Raw genomic sequence first — 12,489 nt, 5'->3', positions numbered from 1 at the left:
CCCGCACGGAAGGACGCACACCATGGCAGGTTCCCTGGCACGCCGAAGACTGCTCGGGGCGGGCGCGGCCCTGGGCGCCGCAGCGGTCGCCGGGCCACTGGCCCCGCTGGCCCGCGCGCAGGGCACGGGCGGCGCGTGGCCCACCTCCTTCCCGCTCCCCGTCGGCTTCCGCCCCGAGGGCATCGCGACCGGACCCGGCCCGTACGCCTGGTTCGGCTCGCTCGGCGGCGGCTCGGTCTACCGCGCGAGCCTGGCCACCGGCCGGGGCACGGTGATCCCCACCGGCACCGACACCCCCACCATCGGCCTCAAGAGCGACCACCGCGGCCGCCTCTTCCTCGCGGGCGGCCCGACCCGCCTCCTGCGCGTCGTGGCGGGCGCCACCGGAGCGGCCCTGGCCACCTACGAGGTCGGCCGGCCCGCGACCCTCGTCAACGACGTGGTGCTCACCCCCCGGGCCGCCTGGTTCACCGACTCCACCCAGTCGCAGCTCTACGGCCTGCCGCTCGGCCCGCGCGGTGAACTGCCCCACCCCCGGGACGTGGTGACCCTGCCGCTGAAAGGCGAGTGGACGGCGGCTCCCGGCGACGGCTTCACCACCAACGGCATCGAACGCACCCCCGACGGCAGGGCGCTGCTGGTCATCAACGTCTACCACGGCGGCGGCAGCCTCTTCCGCGTCGATCCGCGCACCGGTGACGCCCGCCGCGTCGACCTGGGCGGCAAGAAGCTCCCCGACGGCGACGGCGCGCTGCTCCTGGGCCGCACGCTGTACGTCGTCCAGCAGGTCCAGAACGCCGTCGACGTCTTCCACCTGGACGCGACGGGCCTGCGGGGGCGCGCGGTGGCCAGGATCACCGACCCGCGCTTCCGGATCCCGACGACGGTGGCCACGTACCGCGACCGCCTCTACCTGCCCAACTCCCGCTTCAACGAGAAACCGGATCCGGCGATGGAGTACGACGCGGTGGCGGTGCGGCGGGTGGACTGAGGGGAGCCGGGGCGTGCCTTACCACCCGTCACCTGCCTCCGGGCGGCCGTCGGCCTGAGGGCCGGTCAGCTCCCGCAGCCTCCCGGCGGTCTCCGCGTCCGCGGGCATGCAGGCGAAGAGCTTGACGCCCGGGGTGTCCAGCGCGGCCAGTTTCACGTAGTCCAGGACGAGGAGGCCGGCCCGCGGGTGGTGGAACGTCCGCCGGTTGGCGTGGAAGTCGGCGACGTCGTGCGACTCCCACCATGCCGCGAACTCCGGGCTCTCCTGCCGCAGCTCGCCCGTGAGGCGTTCGAGGTGCGGGTCGCCGATGCGCTGCCGGGCGTCGGCCCGGAACTGGGCGAGCAGCCGGCGCGCCTGGCCGGGCCAGTCGGCGACGAGCGTGCGCAGCCGCGGGTCCGTGAACATCAGCCGCAAGAGGTTGCGCGCGCGTGGCTCCAGGCGCGCCGGGTCGCCGATGAGGGCGGCCTCGGCGCGATTCCACGCCACCAGGTTCCAGTGGACGTCGAGGCAGTACGCCGGGTGCGGATCGAGGGCGTCCACCAGCCGCTGGAGCGCCGGAGGCGGGCCGTCCGCGGGCGGCCGCCCCGGCAGCGGCTCCCCGGCGAGCGCGAACAGGTGCCGCCGCTCGGCCGCGTCGAGCATCAGCGCGCGGGCCAGGCTCTCCAGCACCTGCCGGCTGACGCTGATGTCCCGCGCCTGCTCCAGCCACGTGTACCAGGTGACGCTGACGCCGGAGAGCTGGGCGACCTCCTCGCGGCGCAGCCCCGGGGTGCGCCGCCGGGGGCCGGGCAGGATGCCCGCCTCGCGCGGGGTGATCCGCTCCCGGCGCGAGCGCAGGAACTCCGCGAGCGCGCGCCGCCGCACACGGTCGGGCGGTACGGCCTGCTCGGGCGGCATGTGGTCTCTCAGCGGCGGAAGGGGGTGCTGTTCATGCCAGCATAAGTGGTCACTACAGCTATGGTGCGGCCCGCCCGAAGATCGTGGGCATGACGCAGATATCCCTTCCCCGCCCCGCTCCCGCCGGGGCCGTGGCGCCCTGGCGGGCCCTGTCGGTGGTGCTGGCCGGCGCGTTCATGGCCGTGCTCGACACCTTCATCGTCCTCGTCGCGGCCCCCGCCGTCCGCGCCGACCTGGGCGCCTCGTCCGCCGACATCCAGCTGATCCTGGCCGGCTACCAGCTCACCTACGCCGTCGCGCTGATCACCGGTGCCCGCCTGGGCGACCTCTTCGGCCGCAAGCGGGTGTTCATGACCGGGACGGCGCTCTTCACCCTCGCCTCCGCGGCCTGCGCGCTCGCCCCCGGCGCCGGGGCCCTCATCGCCGCCAGGATGGCTCAGGGGCTCACCGCCGCCCTGATGTTCCCGCAGGTGTTCGCGATGATCCAGGTGCTGCTTCCGGCCCGGCAGCGCCCGCGGGCCCTCGGCGCGCTCGGCGCGGTGATCGGGCTGTCGGGCGCGGTGGGCCAGTTGCTCGGGGGTGCGCTCGTCGCCGCGCACCTGTTCGGCTCGTCCTGGCGGCCGGTCTTCTGGGTCAATGTGCCGGTCGGCCTGCTCACGCTGGCCCTCGCCGCCAGGTACGTGCCCGAGTCCCGCGCCGAGGGGGCCCGCCGCCTCGATCTGCGCGGGGCGGCCGTGCTGACCGTCGCGCTGTTCCTGCTCGTCGTGCCGCTGACCGAGGGCCGGGAGGCCGGGACTCCGCTGTGGACCTGGCTCGCTCTCGCCGGCAGTGCCGTCGCGTTCGCCGTCTTCGCGGCGGTGGAACGCGGCGTCGACGCCCGGGGCGGCGCGCCCCTCATCCGCCTGCGGCTGCTGCGCGAGCGGCCCTTCGCCGTCGGGATGACCCTGGTCCTCCTCGCCTACGCGGGCATCAACTCCTCCTTCCTCCTCCTGTCGCTCACGCTCCAGGACGGCCTGGGGACGAGTGCCCTGGGCGCCGCCCTCGTCTATCTCCCCTTCGCCGCTTCCTTCTTCGCGGCCAACGTCCTGGCGGGGCGGCTCGCCCGGTTCGGCCGCCGCGTCCTCCAGGCCGGAGCCCTCCTGGCCGCCGCGGGCCACGCGCTCACGATCGCCTTCGCCACCACGGCCGGGCCGGACTTGCGCCCCTGGCACCTGGCGCTGACCCTGCTCCTGACCGGCGCGGGCAACGGCCTGCTCGTGCCCCCGCTGCTGAACGCCGTCCTCGCGCGGGTCGCTCCCGCGGAGACCGGCATGGCCTCGGGGGTGCTGTCCACCGGTCAGCAGGTCGGCGGTGCGCTCGGCGTGGCCGTGGCCGGGGCTCTCTTCCACGGCGCCCTGGGCGGTCCGGCCCGGCACGGCGTGCGCGCGTACGGGCACGCGCTGGCCGTCGCCACCGGGTTCCACCTCGTCCTGGCGCTGGCGCTGGCGGCTCTGCCGGCACTGCTGCCGGGCGGGGGCGGCTCCGCCGAGGACTGACCCCCGGCTCCGCCGGTCAGGCCGCCGTGCCGCCCGGGCCCAGCCGGGCGGCGATCCCGTCGAGGACGAGGTCGAGCCCGCTGTCGAACTGCCACTGCGGGTCGCCCTTGTGGGCGGCGTGGCCGATGTAGTGGTGGAAAACGGGGTAGCGGCCGGTGCCCAGCAGCCAGCGCATCTGGGGCGCGAGCTCGGTCCGCATCTCGTCGCCGCTCGCCCACCCCCGGTGCCGCATCCACTGCCGCAGGGCGACCTCGGAGCCGACGATGCCGTGCACGTACGCCGCGACGGTCTGGACGACGGCCATCATCGTGTCCGGATCCAGGCCGATGCCGTCCAGCTCGCTCAGGGCCTGTTCGGTCGCCGCCACCCGGTGCGGCGTCAGGGAGAGGGACGTCTCGGGCGGGAGCTGCGCCAGCCAGGGGTGCGCGAGGATCAGGTCGCGGGTGCGGGAGGCGAAGGCGCGCATGCTCTCCCGCCAGCCGGCCGACCCGGCGAGCGGCTGAAGCTCGGCATAGACGTGATCGACCATCAGCTCCAGGACGTCGTCCTTGCCCGACACATAGCGGTAGGCCGCCATGGGGACGACGTCCAGCTCGGCGGCCAGACGGCGCATGGTGATGGCGCCCAGGCCGTCCGCGTCGGCGATCGCGACCGCCGCCGCGGCGATCCGCCGCGGGGTCAGGGTCTGCCGGGGCGCGGGGGAGGGGTTCTCCAGCCGCTCCCACAGCGGGACCTCCGGAGTGTCCTCGCTCTTCTTCCTGGCCATGCCGCTCCCTTCGCGCTGCTCGCTTCCCGCGAGGAGTGCCGGTGTACAACGTATCAGTGGTGGACGTTGTACACGCTGATGTGTACGTTGTATCCCGCTGAATACGTTGTACACAACGAGGGGGAGTTCATGCGCGACAGCGACAGCGGCAGCGGCAAGGAAAGCGAAGCGGCACCGCCCACGCACCGTGGGCCGCTCGGCGTCGCCGTGTTCGGCCTGCTGCTCGGCATGTTCCTGGCCATGCTGGACGGCCTGATCGTGGGCACGGCCCTGCCCACCATCGTCGGCGAGCTCGGCGGGCCGGGGCAACTGTCCTGGGTGGTGACGGCCTATCTGCTCGCCGGCGCCGCGTCCACCCCGATCTGGGGCAAGGCCGGCGACCTCTACGGCCGCAAGGGCACGTTCATGGCCGCGATCGTGCTCTTCCTCGCCGGCTCGGCCCTCGCCGGCGCGGCGCAGAGCATGAACCAGCTCATCGCCTTCCGCGCCGTGCAGGGGCTGGGCTCGGGCGGCCTGATGGTCGGCGCGCTGGCGATCATCGGCATCCTGGTGCCGCCGCGGCGGAGCGGCCGGGTGCAGTCCATGATCGGCGTCATCCTGCCGGTCGCGTTCATCGGCGGACCCCTGGTCGGCGGCTTCCTCACCGAGCAGCTCAGCTGGCGCTGGACGTTCTACGTCAACCTGCCCGTCGGCGCCGTCGCCCTGCTGATCGTCGCCACGACGCTCCGGCTGCGCAGCGAGCGCGTCAAGGCCCGGATCGACTACCTCGGCACCGGGCTGCTGACCGTCGCCATCCTGGCGCTGTCCCTCGTCGCGAGCTGGGGCGGCACCCGCTACGCGTGGGACTCACCGGCCGTCCTCGCCCTGGCCGCCGTCGGCGTGGCGGCACTGGCCGGATTCGTACGGGCCGAACGGCGCGCCGCCGAACCCGTCATCCCGCCCCGGCTCTTCGCCGACCGCAACTTCACCGCCGCCCAGATCCTCAGCTTCCTGGCCGGCGCCGTCATGCTCGCCGTGACGAACTACCTCCCGCAGTACACGCAGTTCGCCCAGGGCTCCTCACCCACCGCCAGCAGCATGATCCTCCTGCCGCTGATGTTCGGCATGCTCGCCGCCCAGCTGACCTGCGGCCACCTCATCAGCCGCAACGGCCGCTACCGCGCCTACCCGATCATCGGCGGCGCGCTCACCGTCGCGGGCGTGCTGCTCCTGCTGCTCCTCGACGCGGACACCCCCACGGCCCTCGCCGGCGCGCTGACCGTGCCCGTCGGCATCGGCATCGGCCTGCTCACACAGTGCGCCGTCCTCATCACGACCAACAGCGCCCCCCTGCGTGACATGGGCGCCGCCAGCGGGACCGTCACCTTGATGCGCACCATCGGCGGCTCGCTCGGCATCGCCCTGCTGGGCGCCGTCTACACCAGCCGCACGGAGACGGGCCTGGCCGCGGAGGTGGGAGGGGAGGCCGCGCACCGGATGACCTCGGCCGGCAGCGAGCTGACACCCGCTCTGCTGCGGTCCCTGCCCGAGCCCGTCCGCGACGCCTACGGGCAGGCGGCGACGGCCGGACTGCACGGGCTGCTCGTCGGCGCCCTGCTGCTGGGCCTGGCGGTCTTCGCCGCGTCCTGGCTCGTCCGCGAGGTCCCCCTCCGGGCCGCGGCCCCGGCGGCCGAGCCCGAGCCGGCCGCCGTCACGGCCGAGCGGGCGGCGGTGTGACTCCATCAGGCGCGGTGCGCCGCACCACCGGCGCGGCCGCGGCACCGATTCCGGCCGGTCGTGACGCCGCCCCCGCCGGGGGCCGGAGGGGGCGGCGAGGGCGAGCCGTTACTCCTTCAGGAGGGCCAGCAGCAGCGTGACCACCACGACGCCGATGCCGAGGGCGGCGCCGAGCATCGGGTCGCGGTACGCGAGGTAGACAGCGAGGCCACCGAGAACCAGGGCGAAGGCGATGCGTATGTCCATGCCTCCAAGTCCCCCTGGACGTGGCTGAATTTTCATGCGGACCGGCTGAAAAATCTGTGCGCCTGCCGCGTCCTAAGAGGGAGCCCGGGGCCTGAAGCTGGTGCCCGGACTGTGGAGAGGGGCGAGATGAGGCAGCTCTCAGGGCGCGGAAGTGGTTCGGAGGAACCCGTCCGCAAGCTGTCGAAGCAGCGCGAGACCGAACTCATGGAGGCTCTGCGGACGATCGAGCCGCGCCTGATCGCGTCGGTGACGCGCATCACCCGCGACTACCACCTCGCACAGGACATCACCCAGGAGGTCTGCATCGCGGTCTTCCGCGAATTCCGCAAGGGCACGACGTTCGACAAGCCGGTCATCGTCTTCGCGACGGCGGTGGCCCGGAACAAGGTGCGGGACCACTACCGCAAGCGTGCCTCGAACGAGACGCCGTTCGGCGACCTCCCCGACGCGCCCCCGCTGTTCGGTGCCGACCCGGTCGCGGGGCTGGAGTACCTGGAGCTGCTGGAGGCGGTGAAGGCGGCGATCGCCGACGAGCGCCAGGCGGCCGTCTGGGAGCTCAAGCACGTGTGGGGCCTCAAGGGCACCGAGATCGGCGACCTGCTGGGCATCTCCTCGGCGACGGTGAGCCGGGAGCTGGCCGAGGGTGAGGCGAAGGCCAAGGCCGAAGTCCGGCGCGGTGACGAGGAGATGGAACCGGCCTGACGGATCCGGGACCTTTCGGCGGCCGCCTGGCAAGCGGCCGCCGCACGCGGGGCGGGCCGGGGCACGGTGGTGCTGGATCCCGTCCTGAGGTCACGGCGTTCTCGTTGGCGCGACAGGCCGTGACCTCAGGGTGGCACCCATCCACAACTCGGAGCCAAACTGATGGGAGTATCCATGAACGACCGCAACTCCTCTCCTCACGAGAGGATGCTGGCTTACCTTCGGGAGGGTGACCAGCTCGTCCCTCCGGACACACGTGGCCCCGGCGACTGGGAGGTCCTGTACGACCGCCTCTCGGAAGCGGCCGACCTCACCGCCCGGAGTGCCCCCGAACCCGTCGATCCTCCTATGCGGATCAGGCGTGAGAACGGGTTCACCACGGGAACGGCACGATCGGCGGCCGGATGATGAAGACGCGTCGGCATACGGCCCCTACGGCCTGGTTACCACCCCGCCGGGCTTCCAGTGGCGCCGCGACCGCACTGGCCGTCGCGCTCGTCGGCTGGTTCGCCGCCGTAACCCTCGCAGGTTTGCACCTATGACTCGTGGCCCATCGGGGGGATGGCCACGGGGGTAGGGAGACATACGGCCGGCCGGTGCAGCCGCGGAAGTCCTCCGTGGCTGCGCCGACCGGCTCCGCACAGCACGACGACGGCCGGAGGGAGGCCGTGATGCCACCGCGGCGCACACGCGGAACGGGCCCGGCGAGATCCGATCTCGCCGGGCCCTTCGCGCGCGGCTGAACCGCACAGGGCTTCGTCAAGCCCACTGGGCCGGGCGTGCCGCGAGGCGCCGGCCCGGCCGCCCCCAAAGGCAGCCGGACCGGCGAGGTCCCCGCGAGGTCACCTCAGCGCGCGTTGAAGTACTTCGCCTCCGGGTGGTGGATCACGATCGCGTCCGTCGACTGCTCCGGGTGCAGCTGGAACTCCTCCGACAGGTGCACGCCGATCCGCTCCGGCTCCAGCAGGGCCGCGATCTTCGCGCGGTCCTCCAGGTCGGGGCAGGCCCCGTAGCCGAGGGAGAAGCGGGCGCCGCGGTACTTCAGGGCGAACATGTCCTCCACGTCCGCGGGGTCCTCACCGGCGAAGCCGAGCTCCGCGCGGACGCGGGCGTGCCAGTACTCGGCCATGGCCTCGGCCAGCTGGACGGACAGACCGTGCAGCTCCAAATAATCCCGGTAGGCGTCCGCCGCGAACAGCTCGGCCGTCGCCTCGCCGATGCGCGAGCCGACGGTGACGACCTGAAGGCCCACGACGTCCCGCTCGCCGGACTCCTCGGGGCGGAAGAAGTCCGCGAGGCACAGCCGGCGGCCGCGCCGCTGGCGCGGGAAGGTGAAGCGGGTGCGCTCGGTGCCGTCCTCGTTCAGCAGGACCAGGTCGTCGCCCTTGGAGTAGCAGGGGAAGTAGCCGTAGACGACGGCCGCCTCCAGGAGGTTCTCCGTGTGGAGCTTCTCCAGCCAGCCGCGCAGCCGCGGCCGGCCCTCGGTCTCGACGAGCTCCTCGTACGTCGGGCCGCCCGCGCGGGCCTGCTTCAGGCCCCACTGGCCCTTGAAGAGGGCGCCTTCGTCGAGCCAGGAGGCGTAGTCCTTCAGCGGGATGCCCTTGACGACGCGGGTCCCCCAGAACGGCGGCTCGGGCACCCGGTTGTCCACCGAGACGTCGGAGCGGACGGAACCCTCCGGCTCCTCGGCCTCCACCACGGGCGCCGCCCGCTTGGGCACCCGCCGCTGCTTGAGCTCCGGGAGCGCGGCCCCCGGCACCCCCCGCTTGACGGCGATCAGGGCGTCCATCAGCCGCAGGCCCTCGAACGCGTCGCGGGCGTAGCGGACCTCGCCCTCGTAGATCTCGTGCAGGTCCTGCTCGACGTAGGCGCGGGTCAGCGCGGCGCCGCCGAGGATGACGGGGTAGTCGGCGGCCAGCTTGCGCTGGTTGAGCTCCTCCAGGTTCTCCTTCATGATCACGGTGGACTTCACCAGGAGGCCCGACATGCCGATCACATCCGCCCGGTGCTCCTCGGCGGCCTCCAGGATCGCGGAGACGGGCTGCTTGATGCCGAGGTTGACGACGTTGTAGCCGTTGTTGGAGAGGATGATGTCGACGAGGTTCTTGCCGATGTCGTGGACGTCACCGCGGACGGTGGCCAGCACGATGGTGCCCTTGCCCTCGGCGTCGGACTTCTCCATGTGCGGTTCCAGGTAGGCGACCGCGCTCTTCATCACCTCGGCCGACTGCAGGACGAACGGCAGCTGCATCTGGCCGGAGCCGAAGAGCTCGCCGACGACCTTCATGCCCTCCAGCAGGGTGTCGTTGACGATGTCCAGGGCGGGGCGGTCGCGCAGGGCCTCGTCGAGGTCGGCCTCCAGGCCGTTCTTCTCGCCGTCGATGATGCGGCGCTGGAGCCGCTCGTCGAGCGGCAGCGCGAGCAGCTCCTCGGCCTTGCCCGCCTTCATCGACTTCATGTTGACGCCCTCGAACAGCTCCATGAGCCGCTGCAGGGGGTCGTAGCCCTCGGCGCGCCGGTCGTAGATCAGGTCGAGGGCGACCTTGACCTGCTCCTCCTCCAGGCGGGCGATCGGCAGGATCTTGCTGGCGTGCACGATCGCCGAGTCCAGGCCGGCCTTGACGCACTCGTCGAGGAAGACGGAGTTCAGGATCACCCGGGCGGCCGGGTTCAGGCCGAAGGAGATGTTGGACAGGCCCAGGGTGGTCTGGACGTCGGGGTGGCGGCGCTTGAGCTCGCGGATCGCCTCGATCGTGGCGATGCCGTCCTTGCGGGACTCCTCCTGGCCGGTGCAGATGGTGAAGGTGAGGGTGTCGATGAGGATGTCGCACTCATGGATGCCCCAGTTGCCGGTGAGGTCGGCGATGAGCCGCTCGGCGATGGCGACCTTGTTCTCGACGGTGCGGGCCTGGCCCTCCTCGTCGATGGTCAGGGCGATCAGCGCCGCGCCGTGCTCGGCGGCCAGCGCGGTCACCTTCGCGAAGCGCGACTCGGGGCCGTCGCCGTCCTCGTAGTTGACGGAGTTGATGACGGCCCGGCCGCCGAGCTTCTCCAGCCCGGCCCGGATGACGTCCAGCTCGGTGGAGTCCAGCACGATCGGCAGCGTCGAGGCCGTGGCGAACCGGCCGGCCAGCTCCTCCATGTCCGCGACGCCGTCCCGCCCGACGTAGTCGACGCACAGGTCGAGCATGTGGGCGCCCTCGCGGATCTGGTCGCGGGCCATCTCCACGCAGTCGTCCCAGCGGCCCTCCAGCATGGCCTCGCGGAACTTCTTCGAGCCGTTGGCGTTGGTCCGCTCGCCGATGGCCAGGTACGAGGTGTCCTGGCGGAAGGGGACCGTCTGGTAGAGCGAGGCGGCACCCGGCTCGGGCCGGGGCTGCCGCTCGGTGGGCCGCATGCCCCGGACCCGCTCCACGACCTGCCGCAGGTGCTCCGGCGTCGTGCCGCAGCAGCCGCCGACCAGCGACAGCCCGTACTCCCGGACGAACGTCTCGTGCGCGTCGGCCAGCTCCTCGGGCGACAGCGGGTAGTGCGCCCCGTTCTTCCCCAGGACCGGCAGGCCGGCGTTGGGCATCGCCGAGACGCGGGTGCGGGCGTGGCGGGAGAGGTAGCGCAGGTGCTCGCTCATCTCGGCCGGGCCGGTGGCGCAGTTCAGGCCGATCATGTCGATGCCCAGCGGCTCCAGCGCGGTGAGCGCCGCGCCGATCTCCGAGCCCAGCAGCATGGTGCCGGTGGTCTCGACGGTGACCTGCACCAGCAGCGGCAGGTCCGCGCCGGCCGCCGCCAGGGCGCGGCGGGCACCGATGACCGACGCCTTGGTCTGGAGCAGGTCCTGGGTGGTCTCCACCAGGATCGCGTCCGCGCCGCCGGCGATCAGTCCCTCGATGTTCTGCTGGTAGGCGTCGCGCAGCTTGGTGTAGGGCGCGTGGCCCAGCGTGGGCAGCTTGGTGCCCGGGCCGACGGAGCCCAGGACCCAGCGGGTGCGGCCGTCGCCGGCGGTGAACTCGTCCGCGACCTCGCGGGCGATCCGGGCGCCCGACTCCGACAGCTCGAAGATCCGCTCGGGGATGTCGTACTCGCCGAGCGCCGCGAGGTTGGCGCCGAAGGTGTTGGTCTCCACGCAGTCCACACCGACGGCGAAGTACGCCTCGTGGACGGTGCGCACGATGTCGGGGCGGGTGACGTTGAGGATCTCGTTGCAACCCTCCAGCTGCTCGAAGTCCTCCATGCTGGGGTCCTGCGCCTGGAGCATCGTGCCCATGGCTCCGTCGGCCACCACGACCCGGGAGGCGAGGGCCTCCCGCAGTTCGGAGGCTCGGGCGGTGCTTGCGGTCGATGGCGTGAACGAGGCCATGGAAGTGCTCCCGGGGTTGCGACGGCTGTCGGCTTTGCGCCCTCCCGTAGAAGGCGCACGTCGTCAGCGTAGCTGGCGATTCCGGCGGCGGTAGGGGTGTCCCACGGCTTAATACGGCCTTGCCGCGACCGGGAAAGGACGAAAGCCCCCCAAGGGGCGTCCGGATGCGGTAGGCGTGCCCCGCGGCGCGGTGCGAGGGTCCCTTGCGACACACGGTGTTGACGGCGTGTTCACGGCGCGAGTCCGGCATCGCGCCAGCTCACGGGGGCGTACGGCGACGGGGAGCGGCCCCCGGTGCGGTGCTTCGGACCACCCTCGGTGATCATGGTCGAGCCCGCCGTCAGCTACCTTCGGTCGGCATCGGCCGATAGTGTTCAGCATTGCCGAACGGCCATGTGGAGGAGGTTGCGCGATGGCACGGACCATCCAGTCGCTCGAACGGGCGGCGGCGATGCTACGGCTGCTCGCCGGGGGAGAGCGACGGCTGGGACTGTCCGACGTGGCTTCCTCGCTGGGGCTGGCGAAGGGCACCGCACACGGCATTCTGCGGACCCTCCAGCAGGAGGGGTTCGTCGAGCAGGACCCGACGTCCGGGCGCTACCAGCTCGGCGCCGAGCTGCTGCGCCTCGGCAACAGCTTCCTGGACGTGCACGAGCTGCGCGCCCGCGCGCTGGTGTGGGCGGACGACCTGGCGCGCTCCAGCGGCGAGAGCGTCTACCTGGGCGTCCTCCACCAGCAGGGCGTCCTGGTCATCCACCACGTCTTCCGGCCCGACGACAGCCGGCAGGTGCTGGAGGTCGGCGCGATGCAGCCGCTGCACAGCACCGCCCTGGGCAAGGTGCTCTCCGCCTACGACCCCGTCGCGCACAGCGAGGTGGCCGACGCCGAGCGTGAGGCGTTCACCGCGAAGACCGTCACCGGCTCGGCCGAATTCGAAAGTGTGCTGGATCTGACACGGGCCCGGGGCTGGGCCTCGGACGTCGAGGAGACCTGGGCCGGCGTCGCCTCGGTGGCCGCCCCCATCCACGACCGCCGGCGGACCCCGGTGGGCGCGGTCGGCATCACCGGTGCCGTGGAGCGGGTGTGCGAGGACGGCGAGCTGCGCGCCCAGCTGGTGGCGGCCGTGCGGGACTGCGCGCGGGCCGTCTCCCGCGATCTGGGCGCCGGGCGCTTCTGAGAACGGACGATCAAGTCCGCAGGTCGCGGTTCGGTTACCGGCCGGTATCGATCGCATACTTCCGGCCCCGTGGCCGGGACTTTTCGCTCCAGGAACCCTTGACGC

10 protein-coding genes are annotated in these 12,489 nt (G+C 72.5%); 6 read left to right on the top strand and 4 right to left on the bottom strand.

Annotated features, from left to right (window positions below; all coding sequences use genetic code 11):
• The first annotated feature begins 22 nt into the window (after positions 1–22).
• Positions 23–991, top strand: a complete 969-nt coding sequence (locus tag ABZ951_RS04145; protein ID WP_344094431.1) for a superoxide dismutase — start codon at positions 23–25, stop codon at positions 989–991.
• 18 nt (positions 992–1,009) lie between these two features.
• On the opposite strand, the gene ABZ951_RS04140 is transcribed toward ABZ951_RS04145, so the two are convergent.
• The gene (locus ABZ951_RS04140) at positions 1,010–1,888 is read right to left on the bottom strand and encodes a helix-turn-helix transcriptional regulator (RefSeq protein WP_344094429.1); all 879 of its coding nucleotides are present in this window, start codon (positions 1,886–1,888) and stop codon (positions 1,010–1,012) included.
• An 89-nt stretch (positions 1,889–1,977) separates the two neighbouring features.
• Here ABZ951_RS04140 and ABZ951_RS04135 point away from each other — a divergent pair, with 89 nt between their 5' ends.
• Complete coding sequence (locus ABZ951_RS04135; RefSeq protein WP_344094427.1) at positions 1,978–3,423, top strand: MFS transporter; 1,446 nt, start codon at positions 1,978–1,980, stop codon at positions 3,421–3,423.
• 16 nt (positions 3,424–3,439) lie between these two features.
• On the opposite strand, the gene ABZ951_RS04130 is transcribed toward ABZ951_RS04135, so the two are convergent.
• Positions 3,440–4,189, bottom strand: coding sequence for a TetR/AcrR family transcriptional regulator (locus tag ABZ951_RS04130; RefSeq protein WP_344094425.1), 750 nt, complete (start codon positions 4,187–4,189; stop codon positions 3,440–3,442).
• A 129-nt stretch (positions 4,190–4,318) separates the two neighbouring features.
• On the opposite strand from ABZ951_RS04130, the gene ABZ951_RS04125 reads away from it, so the two are divergent.
• Positions 4,319–5,905 carry an MDR family MFS transporter gene (locus tag ABZ951_RS04125; RefSeq protein WP_344094423.1) on the top strand — a complete coding sequence of 529 codons (1,587 nt, stop codon included), beginning with the start codon at positions 4,319–4,321 and terminating at the stop codon, positions 5,903–5,905.
• A gap of 108 nt (positions 5,906–6,013) precedes the next feature.
• Here ABZ951_RS04125 and ABZ951_RS04120 read toward each other — a convergent pair whose 3' ends face one another.
• Positions 6,014–6,151 carry a hypothetical protein gene (locus tag ABZ951_RS04120; protein WP_344094421.1) on the bottom strand — a complete coding sequence of 46 codons (138 nt, stop codon included), beginning with the start codon at positions 6,149–6,151 and terminating at the stop codon, positions 6,014–6,016.
• 126 nt (positions 6,152–6,277) lie between these two features.
• Between ABZ951_RS04120 and ABZ951_RS04115 the strand changes: the two genes are divergently transcribed.
• Both ABZ951_RS04115 and ABZ951_RS04110 read left to right on the top strand, forming a co-directional pair.
• Entirely contained in the window at positions 6,278–6,853 is a 576-nt protein-coding gene (locus tag ABZ951_RS04115) for a sigma-70 family RNA polymerase sigma factor (RefSeq protein WP_344094418.1), read from the top strand.
• A 174-nt stretch (positions 6,854–7,027) separates the two neighbouring features.
• Positions 7,028–7,261, top strand: a complete 234-nt coding sequence (locus ABZ951_RS04110) for a hypothetical protein (protein WP_344094416.1) — start codon at positions 7,028–7,030, stop codon at positions 7,259–7,261.
• Positions 7,262–7,700: 439 nt separating this feature from the next.
• On the opposite strand, the gene metH is transcribed toward ABZ951_RS04110, so the two are convergent.
• Positions 7,701–11,207 carry a methionine synthase gene (gene metH / locus ABZ951_RS04105; protein ID WP_344094414.1) on the bottom strand — a complete coding sequence of 1,169 codons (3,507 nt, stop codon included), beginning with the start codon at positions 11,205–11,207 and terminating at the stop codon, positions 7,701–7,703.
• Positions 11,208–11,619: 412 nt separating this feature from the next.
• On the opposite strand from metH, the gene ABZ951_RS04100 reads away from it, so the two are divergent.
• Positions 11,620–12,384 carry an IclR family transcriptional regulator gene (locus ABZ951_RS04100; protein WP_344094412.1) on the top strand — a complete coding sequence of 255 codons (765 nt, stop codon included), beginning with the start codon at positions 11,620–11,622 and terminating at the stop codon, positions 12,382–12,384.
• Positions 12,385–12,489: the final 105 nt, after the last annotated feature.

It is taken from the genome of Streptomyces sp. NPDC046215 (genome assembly GCF_040646215.1).
GTDB classification, from domain to species: Bacteria; Actinomycetota; Actinomycetes; order Streptomycetales; family Streptomycetaceae; genus Streptomyces; species Streptomyces stramineus.
The sequence above is the reverse complement of the archived record's forward strand: the minus strand, read 5'-3'. Positions and strand labels throughout refer to the sequence as shown.